General features: G+C 66.2%; 19 protein-coding genes. All 19 read right to left on the reverse strand.

Going from position 1 to position 20212, the window contains the following annotated elements:
- Positions 1-3: 3 nt before the first annotated feature.
- The 19 genes from gmk to alaS all read right to left on the reverse strand — a co-directional run bounded on the left by gmk (position 4) and on the right by alaS (position 20007).
- Positions 4-567, reverse strand: a complete 564-nt coding sequence (gene gmk, locus ACOZ9V_RS10100) for a guanylate kinase (RefSeq protein ID WP_139467329.1) — start codon at positions 565-567, stop codon at positions 4-6.
- Between the two features lie 19 nt (positions 568-586).
- Positions 587-898 carry an integration host factor, actinobacterial type gene (mihF, locus tag ACOZ9V_RS10105; RefSeq protein WP_025777825.1) on the reverse strand — a complete coding sequence of 104 codons (312 nt, stop codon included), beginning with the start codon at positions 896-898 and terminating at the stop codon, positions 587-589.
- Between the two features lie 175 nt (positions 899-1073).
- On the reverse strand, positions 1074-1919 hold the full coding sequence (gene pyrF, locus ACOZ9V_RS10110; RefSeq protein ID WP_139467443.1) for an orotidine-5'-phosphate decarboxylase: 846 nt from the start codon (positions 1917-1919) through the stop codon (positions 1074-1076).
- Positions 1919-5194, reverse strand: coding sequence for a carbamoyl-phosphate synthase large subunit (gene carB / locus ACOZ9V_RS10115; RefSeq protein WP_139467330.1), 3276 nt, complete (start codon positions 5192-5194; stop codon positions 1919-1921). Before carB ends, pyrF begins: the two co-directional genes overlap by 1 nt.
- 12 nt (positions 5195-5206) lie before the next feature.
- Positions 5207-6367: a glutamine-hydrolyzing carbamoyl-phosphate synthase small subunit gene (carA, locus tag ACOZ9V_RS10120; RefSeq protein ID WP_139467331.1), complete on the reverse strand. Its 1161-nt coding sequence runs from the start codon at positions 6365-6367 to the stop codon at positions 5207-5209.
- The gene (locus tag ACOZ9V_RS10125) at positions 6364-6858 is read right to left on the reverse strand and encodes a hypothetical protein (RefSeq protein WP_139467332.1); all 495 of its coding nucleotides are present in this window, start codon (positions 6856-6858) and stop codon (positions 6364-6366) included. Before ACOZ9V_RS10125 ends, carA begins: the two co-directional genes overlap by 4 nt.
- Positions 6843-8156 (reverse strand): dihydroorotase, encoded by a 1314-nt coding sequence (locus ACOZ9V_RS10130; RefSeq protein WP_139467333.1) that lies wholly within the window; start codon positions 8154-8156, stop codon positions 6843-6845. Before ACOZ9V_RS10130 ends, ACOZ9V_RS10125 begins: the two co-directional genes overlap by 16 nt.
- Entirely contained in the window at positions 8149-9129 is a 981-nt protein-coding gene (locus tag ACOZ9V_RS10135) for an aspartate carbamoyltransferase catalytic subunit (RefSeq protein WP_139467334.1), read from the reverse strand. Before ACOZ9V_RS10135 ends, ACOZ9V_RS10130 begins: the two co-directional genes overlap by 8 nt.
- Entirely contained in the window at positions 9126-9677 is a 552-nt protein-coding gene (gene pyrR / locus ACOZ9V_RS10140; protein WP_139467335.1) for a bifunctional pyr operon transcriptional regulator/uracil phosphoribosyltransferase PyrR, read from the reverse strand. The genes ACOZ9V_RS10135 and pyrR overlap by 4 nt, the downstream gene beginning before the upstream one ends.
- A 110-nt stretch (positions 9678-9787) precedes the next feature.
- Complete coding sequence (nusB, locus tag ACOZ9V_RS10145; protein WP_139467336.1) at positions 9788-10198, reverse strand: transcription antitermination factor NusB; 411 nt, start codon at positions 10196-10198, stop codon at positions 9788-9790.
- Complete coding sequence (gene efp, locus ACOZ9V_RS10150) at positions 10199-10759, reverse strand: elongation factor P (protein WP_025777834.1); 561 nt, start codon at positions 10757-10759, stop codon at positions 10199-10201.
- A 147-nt stretch (positions 10760-10906) separates the two neighbouring features.
- The gene (gene aroB / locus ACOZ9V_RS10155; RefSeq protein ID WP_181270541.1) at positions 10907-12028 is read right to left on the reverse strand and encodes a 3-dehydroquinate synthase; all 1122 of its coding nucleotides are present in this window, start codon (positions 12026-12028) and stop codon (positions 10907-10909) included.
- A 171-nt stretch (positions 12029-12199) separates the two neighbouring features.
- Positions 12200-12838, reverse strand: a complete 639-nt coding sequence (locus ACOZ9V_RS10160) for a shikimate kinase (RefSeq protein ID WP_139467338.1) — start codon at positions 12836-12838, stop codon at positions 12200-12202.
- Positions 12835-14034: a chorismate synthase gene (gene aroC / locus ACOZ9V_RS10165; RefSeq protein WP_434589673.1), complete on the reverse strand. Its 1200-nt coding sequence runs from the start codon at positions 14032-14034 to the stop codon at positions 12835-12837. The genes ACOZ9V_RS10160 and aroC overlap by 4 nt, the downstream gene beginning before the upstream one ends.
- A gap of 10 nt (positions 14035-14044) precedes the next feature.
- Positions 14045-14824, reverse strand: a complete 780-nt coding sequence (locus tag ACOZ9V_RS10170; RefSeq protein WP_181270543.1) for a prepilin peptidase — start codon at positions 14822-14824, stop codon at positions 14045-14047.
- A 13-nt stretch (positions 14825-14837) separates the two neighbouring features.
- Positions 14838-15743: a shikimate dehydrogenase family protein gene (locus ACOZ9V_RS10175; RefSeq protein WP_434589677.1), complete on the reverse strand. Its 906-nt coding sequence runs from the start codon at positions 15741-15743 to the stop codon at positions 14838-14840.
- A gap of 3 nt (positions 15744-15746) precedes the next feature.
- Positions 15747-16883, reverse strand: coding sequence for an endolytic transglycosylase MltG (mltG, locus tag ACOZ9V_RS10180; protein ID WP_139467342.1), 1137 nt, complete (start codon positions 16881-16883; stop codon positions 15747-15749).
- Positions 16880-17356: a Holliday junction resolvase RuvX gene (gene ruvX / locus ACOZ9V_RS10185; RefSeq protein WP_434589681.1), complete on the reverse strand. Its 477-nt coding sequence runs from the start codon at positions 17354-17356 to the stop codon at positions 16880-16882. Before ruvX ends, mltG begins: the two co-directional genes overlap by 4 nt.
- Positions 17353-20007, reverse strand: coding sequence for an alanine--tRNA ligase (alaS, locus tag ACOZ9V_RS10190; protein WP_434589684.1), 2655 nt, complete (start codon positions 20005-20007; stop codon positions 17353-17355). The genes ruvX and alaS overlap by 4 nt, the downstream gene beginning before the upstream one ends.
- Between the last annotated feature and the right edge of the window lie 205 nt (positions 20008-20212).

Below are 20212 nucleotides of genomic sequence, written 5' to 3' on the forward strand. Positions count from 1 at the left end.
CATCTAATCGGAAGTGGATATACCCATCAATGATAGGAGTTCTTCGGCCGCAGTGCGAACGTGGTCGTTCACAATGGTCACGTCGAACTCCGATTCGGCGGCCAATTCGCGTTTCGCGGTGGCCAGTCGTCGTTCCTGCTCCTCCTCCGTTTCGGTGCCTCGACCGGTCAGTCGGGAGACGAGTTCGTCCCAGCTGGGCGGGGCGAGGAAGACGAAGCGGGCATCGGGCATCTTCTCTTTGACTTGGCGGGCTCCCTGCAGATCGATCTCCAGCAGCGCGGGAATCCCCTGGTCGAGCTTCTCCTCCACCGGGGCCGAAGGCGTGCCGTAGCGGTGGCGTCCGTGGACGACGGCGTATTCGAGCAGGCGATCCTCGGCGATGAGGGTGTCGAAGGCGTCGTCGGTGAGGAAGTGATAATGGACACCATCGATCTCACCGGGGCGTCTGGGTCGGGTCGTGGCCGACACGGAGAACCAGACCTCGGGGTGGTTCTGCCGAATATAGGTGCTGATGGTGCCTTTTCCGACGGCGGTCGGACCCGCGAGGACGGTGAGTCGATTATTCACAGATCTGAGGTTGTCACACTCAGGAATATTTCTCCAACAGGGCGGACTTCTGGTGGACGCCCAGACCTTTGATCCGACGGGAGGTGGCGATGCCGACCTCTTCCATGGCGGCTTCGGCGCGCCGGTCGCCGACTCCGGGCAGAGCTCTGAGCAGATCGAGCACACGCATCTTCGCCAGTGCTTCGTCGTCTGCTGCCTTCTTGAGCACGGCCGCGAGATCGGTATCGCCGGTCTTCAGCGCCGACTTCACTTCGGCTCGTGCCTGACGTGCCTTGAACGCTTTGTCCAACGCAGCGGAACGCTGTTGCGGGGTCAACGGTTCGAGTGCCACTTTGTCTCCTCTGTCACCATGAACGGGCAGGTAGGGAAGTTGTCTCAGTCTAAGACAAAATCCCTGCCGAGAGGCGATATGAGCAGAAATTTGTGTCGTGGCGAGCCGGAATCCGCCCGTCGACGGAACACCGAAACCGGTGTTCGGACCGCCCCCGCGATCCGAACACCGCTGTTCAGTCGGTGACCGTCAGCGCACGATTGAGCGCGGCGGCGGTTTCGGCCAGACCGTCGGGTCCGGCACCGAGCACCGCCCGGGAGGCGGTGGCGAGCACCTGTCCCGATTCCAGCGCCCGGCCGCCGAAGACCGCCCGCAGCTCGGTCAGGCCCGCACCCTGTGCACCGACGCCCGGAGCGAGGATCGGTCCCCCGCAGTCACTGGGATCGAAACCCAGATCGCGCGCTGCGGTGCCGATGGTCGCGCCTACGACGAGTCCGAAGGGACCGAGCTCGTCGGGTGTCCCCAGTGCCTGAGCATTGCGCTGCCGGACTCGGGACACGATCGATCCGGCCACCGATTCGCGGTCTCTCACGGCATGCTGGACTTCTGCCCCTTCCGGATTCGAGGTCAGTGCCAGGACGAACACGCCCTTGCCGTGAGCGGCAGCGAGTTCGAAGGCCGGCTCCAGGGCGCCGAATCCGAGGTAGGGCGAGACCGTGATCGAGTCCGCGGCCAGCGCCGAGGCGGGGTCGAGGTAGGCCTTCGCGTAGGCACCCATGGTCGACCCGATGTCACCGCGTTTGATGTCGAGGACGGTGAGCAGTCCGGCGTCCCTGGCCGCGGCCAGTGTCTCTTCGAGAGCAGCGACTCCGGCGGAGCCGTACTGTTCGAAGAACGCGGACTGCGGTTTGACGGCGGCCACCGAGCCCTTGAGCTCGGAAACCGTGCGGAGGGCGAACTCCCGTACGCCTGCGGCGCTGGCGGGCAGCCCCCAGGAGGCGAGAAGATGCTCGTGCGGGTCGATGCCCACACACAGCGGCCCGTGCTCGTCCATGGCGGCTGCCAGTCGGGCGCCGAACATCAGGCGTTCCAATCCTGCAGGCTGCGCACGTCGAACTTCGAGTCGCGGATGACCTCGAGGGAGGTCACGGCGGCGGCGAATTCGGCCAGCGTCGTGATCAGCGGCACGGAGTTCGCGGTCGCCGCGGCTCGGATCTCATAGCCGTCGGCGCGTTCCTGCCGACCCGACGGCACGTTGATGACCATGTCGATGGTGCCCGCGGTGAGGTAGTCGATGACCGTGCGGTCTTCGGCATCGGCCTCGAAGTGCTTGTGCACCTGTGTGGTCTTGATTCCGTAGCGGGAGAGCACGGCCGCGGTGCCGGTGGTCGCGACGACGTCGAAGCCCATATCGACGAGCTCCTTGACCGGCAGCACCATGGCGCGCTTGTCCCGATCGGCCACCGACACGAACACGGTGCCCGAGGTCGGCAGCTTCACAGATGCCCCGAGCAGTCCCTTCGCGAAGGCGGTCGGGAAGTTGTGGTCGATGCCCATGACCTCACCGGTCGAGCGCATCTCGGGGCCGAGGATCGAGTCGACGATCTTGCCTTCGACGGTGGTGAACCGTCGGAACGGCAGGACTGCCTCCTTGACGGCGATCGGATGGTCGAGCGGCAGGGTCGAGCCGTCGCCGGCCGCTGCCAGCAGATCTCCGCGCAGATCCTCGATCGTGCGGCCCACGGCGATGAGAGCCGCGGCCTTGGCCAGCTGGGTCGAGGTCGCCTTCGAGACGAAGGGCACGGTCCGCGAGGCACGGGGGTTGGCTTCGATGACGTGGAGGACATCCGCGGCGATCGCGAACTGGATATTGAGCAGTCCGCGTACGCCCACACCTTCGGCGATGGCCTTCGTGCCCTGGCGGACGCGCTCGAGCACGTCCTCGCCCAGAGTCAGCGAGGGCAGTACGCAGGCGGAGTCACCGGAGTGGATTCCGGCTTCCTCGATGTGCTCCATGATTCCGCCGATGTAGACCTCGTTGCCGTCGTAGAGGGCGTCGACGTCGATCTCGATGGCGTCTTCGAGGAAGCGGTCGACGAGGACCGGACGATCGGTCGAGATCTCGGTGGCGCTGGCCATGTAGTCGAGCAGCTGGGTGCGATCGTAGACGATCTGCATTCCGCGTCCGCCGAGGACGTAGGAGGGCCGCACGAGCACCGGGTAGCCGATGTTCTCCGCGATCGCTGCGGCTTCCGCTGCGGTCACTGCGGTGCCGTGCTTGGGCGCGGTGAGTCCGGCCCTCTCCAGCACGGCGCCGAACTCTCCGCGGTCCTCGGCCAGATCGATGGCTTCGGGCTGGGTGCCGAGCACCGGCACACCCGCGGCCTTGAGCTTGTCGGCCAGGCCCAGCGGGGTCTGTCCACCGAGAGTGCACACGACGCCGAGGACCTCGCCGGCGGCGAGTTCGGCGTGGTAGACCTCCATGACGTCTTCGAACGTCAGGGGTTCGAAGTACAGGCGATCGGCGGTGTCGTAGTCCGTCGACACGGTCTCCGGGTTGCAGTTGACCATGATCGTCTCGTAGTCGGCCGACCCGATCGCCATGGTCGCGTGCACGCACGAGTAGTCGAACTCGATGCCCTGGCCGATGCGGTTCGGTCCCGAGCCGAGGATGATCACTGCCGGGCGTTCGCGCGGCATGACCTCGGTCTCGGAGTCATAGCTCGAGTAGTGGTAGGGAGTCTTCGCTTCGAATTCTCCGGCGCAGGTGTCGACCGTCTTGAACACCGGGCGCACGCGCAGCGCATGGCGGATGCCGGTGACGACGCTCGTGTCGAGGCTGCGCAGTCCCGCGATCTGCTCGTCGGAGAAACCGTGGTTCTTCGCGACCCGCAGGACCTGCTCGTCCAGTTCGTCGGCGTCGCGGACATAGGCGGCCACCTCGTTGATGAGCTGGATCTGGTCGAGGTACCAGGGGTCGATCTCGCAGGCGTCGAAGACCTCCGCCGCGCTCAGGCCGGCGGCGAGTCCGCGCTGGACCGAGTGGATGCGGTCGGCAGTTGCGTGCGAGATGGCTTCGAGGACGGATTCGCGGACGTCGTCGTCGGAGACGTCGGGCAGGTCAGTCCAGCTGAACGCGGAGTCCTTCTGCTCGAGTGAGCGCATCGCCTTCTGCAGCGCGGTGGTGAAATTGCGGCCCAGGGCCATGACCTCACCGACGGATTTCATCGTCGTCGTCAGGGTCGGATCCGCGGCCGGGAACTTCTCGAAGGTGAAGCGCGGGATCTTCACGACCACATAGTCCAGGGTCGGTTCGAAGCTGGCCGGAGTGACCTTCGTGATGTCGTTGGGGATCTCGTCGAGCGAGTAGCCGACGGCGAGCTTCGCGGCCATCTTCGCGATCGGGAAGCCGGTGGCCTTCGATGCCAGCGCCGAGGACCGGGAGACGCGTGGGTTCATCTCGATGGTGATGATGCGTCCGGTCCTGGGGTCGACGGCGAACTGGATGTTGCAGCCGCCGGTGTCCACGCCGACGGCCCGGATGATGGCGATGCCGATATCGCGCATCGACTGGTATTCCCGGTCGGTCAGCGTCAGGGCCGGGGCCACTGTGATCGAGTCACCGGTGTGCACGCCGACGGGGTCGACGTTTTCGATCGAGCACACGACGACGACGTTGTCCTTGTTGTCGCGCATGAGCTCGAGCTCGTATTCCTTCCACCCGAGGATCGATTCCTCGAGCAGCACCTCGTGGGTGATGGAATCGGACAGGCCGGCGCCGGCGATGCGGCGCAGATCGGCTTCGTCATAGGCCATACCCGAGCCGAGGCCGCCCATGGTGAACGAGGGGCGGACGACGACCGGGTAGTTGAGCTCCTCGGCGGCGGCAAGGGCTTCGTCGAGGGTGTGGCAGATGGCGGATCTGGCCACTTCGGCGCCGCAGGCCTCGGCGATGTCTTTGAACTTCTGGCGGTCCTCGCCGCGCTGGATGGCGTCGACGTCGGCACCGATGAGTTCGACGCCGTACTTCTCGAGCACTCCGGCGTCGTGGAGGGCGATGGCCGCGTTGAGTGCGGTCTGTCCGCCCAGGGTGGGCAGGAGCGCGTCGGGGCGTTCCTTCTCGATGATCGTCTCGATGACGTCCGGATCGATCGGTTCGACGTAGGTGGCGTCGGCGATGTCCGGGTCGGTCATGATCGTCGCCGGGTTCGAATTGATGAGGATGACGCGCAGGCCCTCGGAGCGCAGCACGCGGCAGGCCTGGGTGCCGGAGTAGTCGAATTCGCAGGCCTGGCCGATGACGATGGGGCCGGAGCCGATGACGAGGACGGATTTGAGGTCGTGTCTCAATGGCATTGGGGGTTCTCCTTAGGCCTGGGCAGCCGAATCGGCCTGGGAAGCGGACATGAGGTCGACGAAGCGATCGAACAGGTAGCTCGAATCGTGCGGGCCGGCCGCAGCCTCGGGGTGGAATTGGACGGAGAAGGCGGGAATGTCGAGGCAGGCGAGTCCCTCGACGACGTCGTCGTTGAGGCACACATGGGAGACGGTCACCCGGCCGTAGTCGGCCTTGTGCGGGGCGGTGGTCTCGCCTGTCAGCGGAGCGTCGACGGCGAAGCCGTGGTTCTGCGAGGTGATCTCGACCTTCTCCGTGGTCCGGTCCATCACGGGCACGTTGATCCCGCGGTGGCCGAAGGGCAGCTTATAGGTGCCGAAGCCCAGGGCCCGACCGAGCAGCTGGTTGCCGAAGCAGATGCCGAAGAACGGGATTCGGGCGTCGAGCACGGCGCGCAGCAGTTCGACCTGGTCGTCTGCGGTGGCGGGGTCGCCGGGGCCGTTCGAGAAGAAGACTCCGTCGACGCCCAGGGCCCGGATCTCGTCGAAGCTGATCGTCGACGGCAGCAGGTGCACGTCGATTCCGCGTTCGCTCAGTCGTTCGGGGGTCATCGATTTGATGCCGAGGTCGACGGCGGCGACGCTGAAGCGCTTCTCCCCGCGGGCGGGGATGAGTCGGGGTTCGGTGATCGAGACCTCGTCGACGAGGTTGGCTCCGGCCATCTGCGGAGACGCCTGGACACGGGCGAGGAGTTCGGATTCGGGCGCCTCGGCGGCGGGTCCGGAGAAGATGCCCACGCGCATGGCTCCCTTGTCGCGCAGGTGGCGGGTCAGGGCTCGGGTGTCGACGTCGGAGATGCCGACGATCCCGGACTCGGTCAGCCAGTCGGCCAGGTCGCCTTCGGAGCGCCAGTTCGATGAGATCCGGGAGGCATCGCGGACGACGTAGCCGGCGGCCCAGATCTGGGCGGATTCGTCATCGGTGCGGTTGACTCCGGTGTTGCCGATGTGCGGAGCGGCCTGGATGATGATCTGTCGGTGGTAGGACGGGTCTGTCAGCGTCTCCTGGTAGCCGGACATGGCGGTGACGAACACGGCTTCACCGGTGGTTTCGCCGATGTGTCCGTAGGCGGATCCGTGGAAGGTCCGGCCGTCTTCGAGGACGAGGACGGCGGGGGTGGTGGAAAAGCTCATTGTGCCTCTTCGATCATTTCGCGGATGCGGTCGACGGTGGGGGTGGTGGATGCGGCGTAGCGGGCGCGGAAGCCCGTGTCGACGAGGGTGTCGCCCAGGTGCCAGGTGATGCGGATGATGCCTCCGCGTTCGACGAATTTCCCGATCATCCCGTTCGTGGTGTCCACGGAGACGATGTCGCGGCGCGGGATGAGGAAGTCCTCGCGTCCGGCAAGGTCCATGATCACTCCCCCGTCGGTGACGACGAGTTCCCCGGTGGTGCGGATGCCCAGGCCGTGGACGGCGACGCGTTCGAGCGGATGGCCGGCCTTCGTCGTCGACACATAGGAGCCTTCGACCGGCTCGCCCACGGCCTTGATGCCCATATGGGGCTTCGGCGGGGTGACGACCTCTGACTGGGCCCGTTTGCGTCGGCTCCATCCCCAGGCGATCGCGACGATCACGAGGAGGATGACTGCCGCGACGATGAGTGTGCCTATTGTTGTGTCCATGTTGCTCCTGCCGGGTGGGGTGTGGTGAGTGCCCCTGCGGCCAAGACCCGGTGGCCGTAGAAGAAAGTGTCGGTGACCTGCGCGGTGACTTCGACGCCGGCGAAGGGGTTGTTGCGTCCCTTTGTGGCGTGGTCGGCGGGTTCGATGCGGTGCGGTGCTGCCGGGTCGACGAGGACGATGTTCGCACTCGCTCCGAGCTCGAGGCTGCCGTGCCCGGAGGCTCCGGTGATCCGGGCCGGAGCCGAGGACATCACGCGCGCCACATCGCCGAAGTCGAAGTCGTGGTCGGCCATGGCGGCGACGACGATCGACAGGGCGGATTCCATGCCGACCATGCCCATGGCCGCTGCGGTCCATTCGCTGCACTTGTGTTCGGCGGTGTGCGGGGCGTGGTCGGTGCCGACGACGTCGATCGTGCCGTCTGCCAGTGCAGCCCGGAGTGCCTGCACGTCGCGGTCGGTGCGCAGCGGCGGGTTGACCTTGTAGACGGGGTCGAACGTGCGCACGAGTTCGTCGGTGAGCATGAGATGGTGCGGTGTGACCTCGGCGGTCACGGCGATCCCCCGTGCCTTGGCCCAGCGGATGAGGTCGACGCTGCCGGCCGTGGAGACGTGGCAGATGTGGAGTCGGGACCCGACGTGTTCGGCCAGGAGCACATCGCGGGCGATGATCGACTCCTCGGCGACGGCTGGCCAGCCGGGCAGTCCGAGTTCGGCCGAGACCGTTCCCTCGTTCATCTGTGCGCCTTCGGTCAGGCGTGGTTCCTGTGCGTGCTGGGCGATGATCCCGTCGAAGGTCTTGACGTATTCGAGGGCGCGGCGCATGAGCAGCGGATCGGAGACGCAGATTCCGTCATCGGAGAACATCCGCACGCGAGCTCCGGAGCGCGCCATGGCTCCCAGCTCGGCGAGCTGCTTTCCCTCGAGTCCGGTGGTCACGGCGCCGACGGGTACGACTTCGGTGAATCCGGCGGCGCGGCCGAGGCGGTGAACCTGTTCGACGACGCCGGCGGTGTCGGCCACGGGCGCGGTGTTCGCCATGGCGTGAACGCAGGTGAACCCTCCCGAGGCGGCTGAGCGTGATCCGGTGAGCACGGTCTCGGCGTCTTCCTTGCCGGGTTCGCGCAGGTGGGTGTGCATGTCGACGAGTCCCGGCAGGGCCACGAGTCCTGCGGCGTCGACTGTTTCATAGTCGCTTGTGCTCAGCAGTTCGGGGTCGACGATGCGACCGTCCTGGATCGCGATATCGGCGACTCCGCGTCCGAGCACATCGGCACCGCGGATGAGGTAATCAGTCATTGGTCTCCTCCTGACCGGTCAGCAGACGGTAGAGGACCGCCATGCGCACGCTCACTCCGTTCTCGACTTGGTCGAGGACGAGGGCGCGGGGTGAGTCCGCTGCGGCAGCGGAGATTTCGAAGCCGCGGTTCATGGGCCCTGGGTGCATGATGAAGCTCGTCTCCGGCAGTTTGGCCAGACGAGCCGCGCTCAGTCCCCACAGGCGGGCGTATTCGCGTTCGTTGGGGAAGAAGGATTCGTGCATCCGCTCGTGTTGGACGCGCAGCATCATCACGGCTGCAAAGTCCTCGGCGCTCAGCGCCGAATCGAAGTCGTAGTGGATGGTCACCGGCCAGTTCGACACTCCCCAGGGCAGCAGGGTGGGTGGTGCGATGAGGTGGACGTCCGCGCCGAGGCGGGCGAGCAGGTGGACGTTCGACCGAGCCACTCGGGAGTGCAGGATGTCTCCGACGATGGCAACCTTCGCTCCGTCGAGTCCCTGACCGCGGGGTCCCCCTTGCACCGGCCCCGAGGCGGGGACTCCGGCGAGTGCCCGACGCAGGGTGAAAGCGTCGAGGAGCGCCTGGGTGGGGTGTTCGTGGGTGCCGTCGCCGGCGTTGACGACGGGGACGTCGATCCACCCGGTATGGGCGAGGCGGTGGGCGGTGCCCGCTCCGGAATGGCGGACGACGATGGCATCGGCGCCCATCGCCGAGATCGTCTGGATCGTGTCCTGGAGGCTCTCACCCTTCGACACGGAGGAGCCCTTGGCGGAGAAGTTGAGCACATCGGCCGAGAGCCGTTTGGCTGCGGCCTCGAAGGACAGTCGGGTGCGTGTGGAGTCCTCGAAGAACAGGTTGACCACTGTGCGTCCCCGCAGCACGGGGAGCTTCTTGACCTCGCGTTCGGAGACGAGAGTCATCTCCTCGGCGATATCGAGGATGCCGATGGCGTCGTCTCGGCTCAGCGATGCGGTGTCGAGCAGATGTTTCATTCGCGGCCTCCCGAGATGCTCACGGAGTCGTCTCCGTCGATTTCGGTCAGGGAGACGTTGACGCGTTCACTGCTAGAGGTCGGAAGGTTCTTGCCGACATGGTCGGCACGGATCGGCAGGTCCCGGTGGCCGCGGTCGACGAGGACGGCGAGGCGGACCTTGGCGGGCCGACCGACATCGGCAAGGGCGTCGAGGGCGGCGCGGATGGTGCGTCCGGAGAAGAGCACATCGTCGACGAGGACGACGGTCTTCGCATCGATTCCCGCACTCGGGATGGTGGTGGGTTCGGGCGCCCGGTAGGAGCCGCCGCGCAGATCGTCACGGTACATGGTGATGTCGAGGCTGCCGGCGAGTTCGCCTGCGGTCTCGGGCCGGCCGGAGATGGAGGCGATCGCCTCGGCGAGTCGGTGGGCGAGCGGGACTCCGCGGCGCGGAATGCCCAGGAGGACGAGGTCGTCGCTGCCCTTGTTGGATTCGATGATCTCGTGCGCGATGCGGGTGATCGCCCGCGAGATATCGGGGGCGTCCAGCACTGTTCGCTGTGTCATATTTCCCCTTCTCCGCCTCTCTGGACGGTGGTTAAAGGAGTGGTTCGATTCGATTGTAAACCCGGTGGGGTGCCCACCGGCGGGCGGGTCCGGAGTGCGGACCCGCCGCCTCAGATGAGTGTCGGTTTGACGTCGAGGATGCGGGAGAGCAACCCCGAGACGAAGCCGGGAGAGTCATCTGTGGAGAACTGTCTGGCCAGGGACACTGCTTCGTCGATGGCCACTTTGTCGGGTACCTCGTCGTTGTACAGCATCTCCCAGGTCCCGATCTCCAGCAGCGACCGGTCGACGGCCGGCATCCGATCCAGGGTCCAGCCTTCTGAGTAGGTGGAGATGATCTCGTCGATCTCCGCCTGCTTCTCGGTGATGCCCTTGACGATCTCGACCGCGTATTCCTTCATCGGGTAGTCGGGATCGTTCGACCGCATGGTGACGAGTTCGTCCATGGCCAGTCGACGCTGCCCGGCTTCGAAGAGCAGCTCGAGAGCCCGGCGACGGGCTCGGGTACGTGCGGACGCCACTTACTTGACGCGACCGAGGTAGTCGCCGCTGCGGGTGTCGACCTTGACCTTCACGCCTTCTTCGAGGAACAGGGGCACCTGGATCTCGTAGCCGGTCTCGAGGGTCGCGGGCTTCGAACCACCGGTCGAACGGTCGCCCTGGAGTCCGGGTTCCGTGTGGGTGATGGTCAGTTCCACCGAGGGCGGCAGCTCGACAGAGAGCGGGGTGCCCTCGTGGAAGGAGATCTGCAGATCCTGGTTCTCGAGCATGTAGTTCGCGGCGTCGCCGACGAGCTCTGCGGAGATGTTGACCTGGTCGTAGTCCTTGGCATCCATGAACACGTAGTCGGTGCCGTCATGGTAGAGGTACTGCATATCGCGGCGGTCGACATTCGCGGTCTCGACCTTGGTGCCGGCGTTGAAGGTCTTGTCGATGATCTTGCCGGAGATGACGTTCTTCAGCTTGGTGCGGACGAAGGCCGGTCCTTTTCCGGGCTTGACGTGCTGGAATTCGAGCACCTGCCACAGCTGGTTGTCGAGGTTGAGCACAAGGCCGTTCTTCAGGTCGTTCGTTGTCGCCACTAATTCGTCCTTCTTCGGTTCAGTCCTGATCACCGAATGGTGATCGCAGTCGGCACGACGCGTCGGAGGACCCCGAGGTGCGGGGTCGACGAACGCGCCACTGGGCAAGTCTAGCAAGCCCAGCGGGACGCTTCCATCCGGGCGGGGTCAGTCGAGGCCGAGGCCGATGCCGAGGGGAACCGTCGGCGAATCCTCGCCGATCTCCTGGTAGGCGGTGAAGAGGATGGAGGCATCGGGGATCTCGACGGTGCTCGGTTCGCCGATATCACTGAGCAGCACCATCCGCAGCATCGCCCCGCGGGCCTTCTTGTCCCTCTTCATCGTGTCCAGCAGCTGCGGCCACACATCGGAACGGTAGCCCACCGGCAGTCCGAGTTTGCCGAGCAGTTCACGGTGGAGGTCGACGACTTCATAGGGCAGGCTCTTGATCATCGACGCCACCTCGGCGGCGAAGACCATGCCCACCGATACGGCGGCACCGTGACGCCACTGGTAGCGCTCCTTGTGCTCGATCGCATGGCCGAGGGTGTGGCCGTAGTTGAGTATCTCCCGGCGTCCGGACTCCTTGAAGTCTCCGGAGACGACTTCGGCTTTGACCCGGATGGAACGTTCGATGAGTTCGCGCAGCACAGGGCCGTGCACATCGGCGATCTCGTCCTTCGAGTGGTTCGATACGAGATCGAGGATCGCGGGGTCGGCGATGAATCCGGTCTTGACCACCTCGGCGAGGCCGGTGAACAGTTCGTTCTCCGGCAGGGTTCCGAGCGTGTCGAGGTCGACGAGGACACCGGCGGGTGCGTGGAAGGAGCCGACGAGGTTCTTGCCTTCGGCCGTGTTGATCCCGGTCTTGCCGCCGACGGAGGCGTCGACCATGCCGAGCACGGTGGTGGGGATGTGGATGACCTTGATTCCGCGCAGCCAGGTGGCGGCGACGAATCCGCCGAGGTCGCTCACCGCTCCCCCGCCGACGGTGATGATCGCGTCGGTGCGGGTGAAGTCGGATTGGCCGAGGACCTGCCAGCAGAATGCGGCGACCTGGACGTGTTTGGCCTCTTCGGCGTCGGGGATCTCCGCGGCCACGGCCTCGAGACCGGCGGCGGCGAGGTCGTCGCGAACGGTCTCACCGGTGGTGCGCAGTGCGCGGGGGTGGATGACGAGGACCTTCTCGACGCGGTTTCCGAGCAGCTCGGGCAGTTCGCCGAGCAGTCCCCGGCCGACGAGGACGGGGTAGTTCCCGCCGGCGTCCACATTGATGCGTGTGAGGCTCATTCGTCCGTCTTCCTGATCGTTCATCGTCTTCTCTCAAGGCTCGGCCGCTCGGTGAGTGCTCGGAGTCGAGGCACCTGTTCCGTGGGCCGGATCCAGCCTAGCCCTCACAGGCTCCCGGCGGCGAAACGGGTGACCGATGTGGTCGCAGGCGTCTCACCGCCGGGGCTGTGCTCAGCGCTGCTGACCGGATCCGTCGTCGTCGGGGTCGGCGTATTTCGCGTACTCCTCGGCTCGCTGCAGGCCGGTGAGGACGTCGACGACTCGGTTGACCACCGTCGACGGCGGTGAGTTCGAGGCCTGAACCCGGAAGGTCGCGACCTGTTCGTACAGCGGTTCGCGTTCGTTGACCAGGGCCAGCCAGTTCTCCACCGGGCTGCCGGCACCGCGCAGCAGCGGTCGGTGCGGGGCGGTCAGCCGCTGGGACACTGTGTCGACATCGATATCGATGTGCACGACCTTGATCGCCGGATGTCGCAGCTGAGCTCGGGTGCCGGGGTTGAGGATCGCTCCTCCGCCCAGGGACACGATGCCCGGACGATCGAGCAGACGACGCAGTGCCCTGCGCACGACCTCGCGTTCGATGCGTCGGAAGTGATCTTCGCCGCGTTCGACGAAGATCTCCGAGATGACCCCGTACTTGTCGACGATGTTCGCGTCCGTGTCCGTCAGCGGCAGGCCGAGCCTATCGGCGAGCAGCCGACCGATCGTCGATTTCCCTGCCGCCGGCGGACCGGAGAGCACGATGCGCGAGAGCGCGGCGGGGACCGGTTCCAGGGGCGGAACCGGTTTGGGCAGCGGGGTGTGGTTCATTGTCCGATGCGGAGGTTCTCCGGAATGGCCGCGACATAGGCGTCCAGGTTCCGCTTCGTCTCGGCAACGGAGTCTCCGCCGAACTTCTCGACGACGGCTTCGGCGAGCACCAGTGCCACCATGGCTTCGGCGACGACTCCCGAGGCGGGAACCGCGCACACGTCGGAACGCTGATGGTTCGCCTTCGCGGCCTCACCGGTTTCGACGTCGACCGTCGCCAGGGCACGCGGCACCGTGGCGATCGGCTTCATCCCCGCCCGCACCCGCAGCGGACCGCCCGTGGACATTCCGCCTTCCGTGCCACCGGCACGATTGCTCGTGCGACGGAATCCGTCGGGTCCGACTTCCAGTTCGTCATGGGCCTGCGAGCCGGGACGCTTCGTGGTGAGGAAGCCGTCTCCGACTTCGACGCCCTTGATCGCCTGGATGCCCATGAGGGCACCGGCCAGACGGGAGTCGAGACGACGGTCCCAATGCACGTGGGAGCCCAGCCCCGGAGGCAGGTCGTAGGCGAGGACTTCGACGACTCCACCGAGGGTGTCCCCGGCCTTCTTCGCCGCGTCGATCTCGGTGACCATCGCCGCCGAGAGGTCGGCGTCGAAGCAGCGGACAGGATCTGCGTCGAGGGCTTCGACATCGGCCGCGGTCGGCAGCGCAGGCAGCGCATCGGCAGCGTGTTCGGCGCCGCCGATGGCCACGGTGTGGGAGACGAGGGTGATGCCCAATTCGCCGAGGAACTTCGCGGCCACCGTGCCCAGTGCCACGCGCATCGCGGTTTCACGCGCCGAGGCGCGCTCCAACACGGGGCGGGCTTCGTCGAAGCCGTACTTCTGCATGCCGACGATATCGGCATGGCCCGGACGCGGCCGAGTCAGCGGGGCGTTGCGCGCCAGTCCTTCGAGTTCGGACGCGTCGACGGGATCCGGGCTCATCACGGATTCCCACTTCGGCCATTCGGTGTTGCCGACCTCGATCGCCACCGGTGAGCCCAAGGTCTGCCCGTGGCGGACACCGCCGAGGAGACGCACCTCGTCGGCTTCGAACTTCATCCGTGCGCCGCGGCCATAGCCGAGTCGGCGGCGAGCCAGGCTCGCACGAATATCGTCCCTGGTGATCGGTACATGGGCGGGAAGCCCCTCAATGATCCCAGTCAGCGCTTCGCCGTGGGATTCGCCTGCAGTCAGCCATCTCAACATTCCACCGATTCTACAAAAGTATTGGGGCGAACAGGCACCCGAGCCACATGCCGGAAAGCATGGCCGGTCCGAAGGCGATGGTCACCCCGCGCACCCGCCCGGCTCGGATCGCTCCGATGAGCGCCCAGGCCCCGCTGATGAGCATCATGGCGACAAGCACGAGCGCAGGTGCCCACGGATCGAAGAGACCGGGCACGGCGAAGACGATGAACGCGAGCTTGACGTCCCCGAGCCCCATCGTCCGCGCCCGCAGCGCTCGACCCACCAGGTGCACTGCCGTGAAGAAGACGAGGCCGATGAGTCCTGCGAAGAATGACGCGAACCACATCGGCAGTTCTCCGAGCACGGAGCCCGTGATCAGGAGTCCCAGGGCGACCAGAGACAGGGGAATGACGATCCGATCAGGCAGTCTGCGGACGCTCAGGTCTGCGGTGACGAGGAATGGCGTGGCGCCGGAGACGAGTCCCAGCAGCAGGGCGGAGACGATGCGATCGGCGGAGTTCGGCTGGCCCGGGGCGAACGTCGTTCCGCCCAGCGGCGCATAGGCGCTCCACCCTGTCTCCAGTGGTGCGAGCATGAAGAGGGTGAAGACGACAGCGACTGCCGCGGCGATGATGGGGCCGAGCAGCATCGGTCCCATGCCGCGAGCCCATCTGGATGACTGCCACCGCTGCAGGTGCGCGGAGTCGTTGAGCCAGGCCCGTGGGGTCACGGCGAGGATGAGACCGCAGGCCAGAGCGGCCAGAACCGTGACTCCGATGGTCATCCCGTGCAGCACTCCGGTGTCCATCGCGATCGCCGGTTCAGTCCTGCGCCCGGACCGACGGAACCTCGAGTGCTGCGTACATGGCCGCCGCGACCCGCCCGGACAGGTCGTCTGCTGCCGGCAGGGTCTTCGACGTCGACAGGTTGTCCACCTCCGATGCTGCGGCGAGGAACATCTCGAACTGGGCGACGGCCTGTTCGACGAGCATGGCGGTTCCCGCGACGGGGCGCAGACCGCGAGCGGCGGCCGCGGCGAGGAAGGTCGAATCGGCGGCGTAGGCGACGTCGAGGACGATCGCACCGCGAGCGAAGGAGTCATCCCAGATCGGGTCGGGGGCCGCCTCGGCGGGCAGGGTCGAGACGACGATCTCCGATGGACCGATCCAGGTCAGGTCGCCCACCGAGGCGGTCAGACCGATCCGCTCGGCCAGGTCGAGGACCCGGCGGGCACGGTCCGGGCTGCGGACGCGGAAGTCCACGTGTGCGATCCCGAGATCGCGGCAGGCCACGAGCGCCGAGGCGGCCGTGGCTCCGGCGCCGAGGATCGTCGCGCGACCGGCTCCCGCACCACCGGCCACGGCCGGTCCTGATTCCCTGTGCGGGGCGATGGCACGCACGATGCCCTCGACGTCGGTGTTCGCCACCTGCACTTCTCCGCGGTAGCGCACAAGGGTGTTGCCGGCGGCCGTCAGTGTCGCCGTCTCGTCGAGGTTCCACCCGCGTTCGGCGGCGAGTGTGACGAGTCGGTCCTTCAACGGCATCGTCAGCGAGAAGCCGGTGTGATCGGGGTGGGAGTCGAGGAATCCCTCGAGCTCATCGGCCCCGAGTTCGTACCGGAAGTACTCGCTGGATTCCAGGTTCAACGCTGCGAGGGCGGCGCGGTGGAGCAGCGGGGACTTCGAGTGTGCGATCGGCGAACCGAGCACTGCGGCAAGTATCCTCACCGGCTATCCGTCGTCCTTGCTGTGCTCGCGCAGCCACTTGCGGTAGATCTCGACGTTCTTCTTGTGGTCCTCGTAATTGTCTGCGAACTTGGTCTCCCCCGTGTCCGGGTTCGTCGCGACGAAGAACTGCCAGTCACCGTCGGCGGGTTCGAGCGCCGCCTCGACGGCGCCCTTGCTCGGCGAGTTGATGGGCCCGGGAGGCAGACCCTTCTTCTTGTACGTGTTGTACGGCGAGTCGGACTGGCGTTCCTTCTTCGTCGTCGTCAGGTCGGAGCGGGCACCGTGGATATAAGCCACGGTCGCATCCGATTGGAGCAGTCCCCCGGTCTGCGATTTGTCGGAGATGCGGTTGAGGAAGGACCTGGCAACCTTCGAGCGCACCTCGGGGTCTCCCGGGGATTCCTTCTCCACGAGGCTGGCCAGCGTGAGGATGCGGTTGGCGTCCTTGCTCTCGATTCCCAGTTCGTCGAGTTCGGTCTCGGTCTTGTCGACCATCTCCTGAACGATGTCCTCGGCGGTCTTCTGCTTGTTGAGGTCGTAGGTCGCCGGGTACAGATAGCCTTCGAGGCTCGGCGCGTCGATCTCGAGTCCGTAGTCCTTCGGGGTCTTATCGTCGATGGCTTTGTCGACCTCGTCGGCGTTCATCCCCGATTCGATCATGATCGCCTTGATCTCTTCGACCTGTTTGCCTTCGGCGACTGTGATCTTCGGCGGGGCGATGGGGTTGATGAGCGCTTCGACCGCGGCCTTCGAGCTCATCTTCTCCCGCATCGTCCAGGTCCCGGCCTGGATGGTCGCCTCACGGCGTTCGATCTCGTCGAGGAAGGGCTCGGAGTTCATGATCACTCCGGCTTCGACGAGCTGGTTGGCCACGGTGCGCGCCGAGGATCCGGGAGCTATCTCGATCGAGACCTCGTTCGTGCCCTGCCCCTCGTAGTCGCCTTTCGGTCCGAACAGGTCGTCGAAGACTCCCCCGGCCGCACGCACGCCGAAGAAGCCGCCGACGCCGAAGACGAGGATGCAGATGATCACGATCGTCGTCGTCCGTCGGCGGCGCATCATTCTGCGCCGTTTCTTCGCGCGGATCTCTGCGCGGGACAGTCCTTCGTCGGTCGAGAACTCTTCGGTGATCGGGCTCATACGTCGTTCTCCTCGTCGGGCATCTCACGGCCGGAGGGGACACCGGTGTTGTGTTCGTACTCGAGGGCGTTCTGGAGGATGATCACGGCGGCTTGGGCATCGACGATCTCGCGTCGCTGGCGTGACGATTTCCCGGCCGCGGCGAGAGCCTGGTGGGCCTCGACGGTGGTGAAGCGTTCGTCGACGAGACGGACAGGTGTGCCGGTGGCCGCGGCGATCCGGCGGGCGAATTCCAACGCCGAGGTGGCTGCGGCCCGGGCGGCGCCGTCGAGGGACTTCGGGTCCCCCACCAGGAGTTCGATGGGTTCGTATTCGTCGACGATGTCGCGCAGCTGCCGCAGCGCCGCCGGTTCATCTGCTCGACGAACGACGGTGAGCGGGGTGGCCAGAATCCCGTCGGGGTCGCTGGAGGCGACACCGATCCGCACGGAACCGATGTCGAGACCCAGCCGGCGACCTCGGCGGAAACTCACTGGATGGCTGCCTTGACCGCCGCGATGGCTGACGGGATCGCCGCGGGGTTGCTGCCCCCGCCCTGGGCGAGGTCGGGCTTGCCGCCGCCTCCGCCGCCGAGTTCGCCGCAGGCCAGCGCCACGAGCTTTCCTGCCTGCAGACCGGCGGCGCGGGCCGCCTCGGTGGTGGCGATGACGACGACGGGCTTTCCGCTGCTGACTCCGATGCCGAAGATCACCGCCTGACGGTCGGCGACCCGGTTGCGCAGGTCGGTGACCAGTGTGCGGATGTCTCCGGCGTTGGCGATGTCGCCGAGTTCGGCCTGCACGAACAGCGTCTGGCCCACGGTCTGCGCCTCATCGAGGAACTTGCCCGAAGAGGCCAGCAGCTGCCGGGCGTTGAGGCGAGCGATCTCCTTCTCGGCGTCCTTGAGCCGGCTCATCAGGTCGGACACGCGTGAGGTGACGTCGGTGCCGGGGACCTTGAGCATCTCCGAGAGTGAGGACACGATGGTCCGCTCGGCGGCCAGGGACCGGAAGGCGTCCATGCCGACAGCGGCTTCGATGCGCCGGACTCCGGAGCCGACGGAGGCTTCGGAGAGCACGGAGATCGGGCCGACCTCCGCGGAGGCACCGACGTGGGTGCCGCCGCAGAGTTCGCGGGAGAAGGGTCCGCCGATGTCGACGACGCGCACGACGTTCGGGTACTTCTCGCCGAAGAGCGCCATGGCACCGGACTTCTTCGCGTCGTCGAAGGACATGTACTCGGTGCCGACTTCGTAGTTCGAGCGCACCGCGAGGTTCGCGACCTCTTCGATCTCGGCCCGCATCTGGGTGCTCGGGGCTTCGGGGAACGAGTAGTCGAAGCGCATGTATCCGGGCTGGTTGAGCGAACCGGCCTGCACGGCGTGGCTGCCGAGGATCTCGCGCAGCGCAGCGTGGACGAGGTGGGTGGCGGTGTGGGCCTGTGCGCCCTGGAACCGGTGGTCGTGGTCGACGGCGGCGAGCACCTCGTCACCGACGCGCAGCTCTCCGTCGATCACCTCGACCCGGTGGGCAGGCAGTCCCTTGACCGGATTCTGGACGTCGCTGACCCGGGCGGTGAAGCCATGGCCGGAGATGAGGCCGACGTCGGCGCGCTGACCGCCGGATTCGGCGTAGAACGGGGTCAGGTCGAGGACGACGTCGCCGCTCTGACCGGCGGTGAGCACCTCGGCGGCGACCCCATCGACGACGATTCCGCGCACGCGGGAGTCGGATTCGAGTCGGTCATAGCCGACGAATTCGCTGGCACCTTCGTCGAGGAGCGCCGAATAGGCGGACAGGTCGGTGTGGCCGCCGCCCTTCTTCGCCTTGGCATCGGCCTTGGCGCGGGTGCGCTGTTCGCTCATCAGCTCACGGAACCCGGCCTCGTCGACGCTCAGTCCGGCTTCGGAGGCCATCTCGAGAGTGAGGTCGATCGGGAATCCGTGGGTGTCGTGGAGGGCGAAGGCGATGTCTCCGCTGATGGTCTTGTCCGCGCCGTCGAGTGACTTCGCGGCATTGGCGAACAGCTGAGTGCCGGATTCGAGGGTACGCAGGAACGCCTTCTCCTCGGCGTAGGCGACCCGGGAGATGCGGTCGAAGTCCGTTTCGAGTTCCGGGTAGGACAGCTTCATGGCCTGCATGGAGACGGGCAGCAGCTCGGGCAGGACTTCTTCCTTGACTCCGAGCAGACGCATGGCACGCACGGCACGGCGGAGCAGGCGGCGGAGGATATAGCCGCGGCCTTCGTTGCCGGGGCGGACCCCGTCGCCGATGATGATCAGGGCCGAACGGACATGGTCGGCGACGACGCGCAGCTGCACATCGGCGTGTTCGTCCTCTCCGTAGGTCCGACCGGCCAGACGACTGGCGGCCTCGATGACGGGGAAGACCTCGTCGATCTCGTACATGTTCTCCACGCCCTGGAGCAGGAAGGCGACACGTTCGAGTCCCATGCCGGTATCGATGTTCTTCGCCGGCAGCTCGCCGGCCACGTCGAAGTCGACCTTCGAGCGAACCTCGGAGAGTTCGAACTCCATGAACACGAGGTTCCAGATCTCGATGTAGCGGTCTTCATCGGCCACGGGTCCGCCGTCGACGCCGTAGGCGGGGCCGCGGTCGAAGTAGATCTCCGAGCAGTAGCCGCCGGGGCCGGGCTGGCCGGTGTGCCAGTAGTTGTCCTCGTTGTCGCGCAGCTGGATGCGCTCACGGGGAACGGAGGTCTCCTCGAGCCACATGTCGATGGTCTCGAGATCGTCCTCGTGCACTGTCGCCCACAGCAGCTCCGGGTCGAAGCCGAGCCCGCCCTCGGCGACTGGGGTCGTCAGCAGTCCCCAGGCGAACTTGATGGCATCGCGCTTGAAGTAGTCGCCGAAGGAGAAGTTGCCGTTCATCTGGAAGAAGGTGCCGTGCCGGGTCGTCTTGCCGACCTCTTCGATGTCTCCGGTACGCACGCATTTCTGGACGCTGGTGGCGCGGTTGAACGGGGCCGGCTCCCGGCCGGTGAGGTAGGGAATGAACTGGACCATTCCTGCGATGTTGAACAGGATGGACGGATCGGAGCTGATCACCGACGCCGAGGGGACCACGGTGTGCCCGTTCGCTTCGAAGTAGTCCAACCAGCGTTGTTTGATCTCTGCCGTCTTCAATCCAAGGCCTTTCAGATATTGCCTGTGCTCCGCCGGGCGGATGAGCCCGGCGCGACACTTACTCGTGCGTACCCGCACTTAACAGGGACCAGTTTAATGGCTCCGCCGCAATATGCGATGTGGCGCGGCGTGCCGGGTGGGTCAGAGTCGACCGCTCCCCGAGTCCGCCGCTCCCACTCCGCTCGGCGGACCACTTCCGCCCCCG

Source organism: Brevibacterium sp. 1718, assembly GCF_051131255.1.
GTDB classification, from domain to species: domain Bacteria; phylum Actinomycetota; class Actinomycetes; order Actinomycetales; family Brevibacteriaceae; genus Brevibacterium; species Brevibacterium sediminis.

Excerpts from the sequence above, each read along its gene's own strand:
- pyrF (WP_139467443.1), bottom strand. The coding sequence starts at position 1,919 with ATGTTCGGCGCCCGACTGGCAGCCGCCATGGACGAGCACGGGCCGCTG.
- carB (WP_139467330.1), bottom strand. The coding sequence starts at position 5,194 with ATGCCATTGAGACACGACCTCAAATCCGTCCTCGTCATCGGCTCCGGC.
- carA (WP_139467331.1), bottom strand. The coding sequence starts at position 6,367 with ATGAGCTTTTCCACCACCCCCGCCGTCCTCGTCCTCGAAGACGGCCGG.
- ACOZ9V_RS10125 (WP_139467332.1), bottom strand. The coding sequence starts at position 6,858 with ATGGACACAACAATAGGCACACTCATCGTCGCGGCAGTCATCCTCCTC.
- ACOZ9V_RS10130 (WP_139467333.1), bottom strand. The coding sequence starts at position 8,156 with ATGACTGATTACCTCATCCGCGGTGCCGATGTGCTCGGACGCGGAGTC.
- ACOZ9V_RS10135 (WP_139467334.1), bottom strand. The coding sequence starts at position 9,129 with ATGAAACATCTGCTCGACACCGCATCGCTGAGCCGAGACGACGCCATC.
- pyrR (WP_139467335.1), bottom strand. The coding sequence starts at position 9,677 with ATGACACAGCGAACAGTGCTGGACGCCCCCGATATCTCGCGGGCGATC.
- aroB (WP_181270541.1), bottom strand. The coding sequence starts at position 12,028 with ATGAGCCTCACACGCATCAATGTGGACGCCGGCGGGAACTACCCCGTC.
- ACOZ9V_RS10160 (WP_139467338.1), bottom strand. The coding sequence starts at position 12,838 with ATGAACCACACCCCGCTGCCCAAACCGGTTCCGCCCCTGGAACCGGTC.
- aroC (WP_434589673.1), bottom strand. The coding sequence starts at position 14,034 with ATGTTGAGATGGCTGACTGCAGGCGAATCCCACGGCGAAGCGCTGACT.
- ACOZ9V_RS10170 (WP_181270543.1), bottom strand. The coding sequence starts at position 14,824 with ATGGACACCGGAGTGCTGCACGGGATGACCATCGGAGTCACGGTTCTG.
- mltG (WP_139467342.1), bottom strand. The coding sequence starts at position 16,883 with ATGAGCCCGATCACCGAAGAGTTCTCGACCGACGAAGGACTGTCCCGC.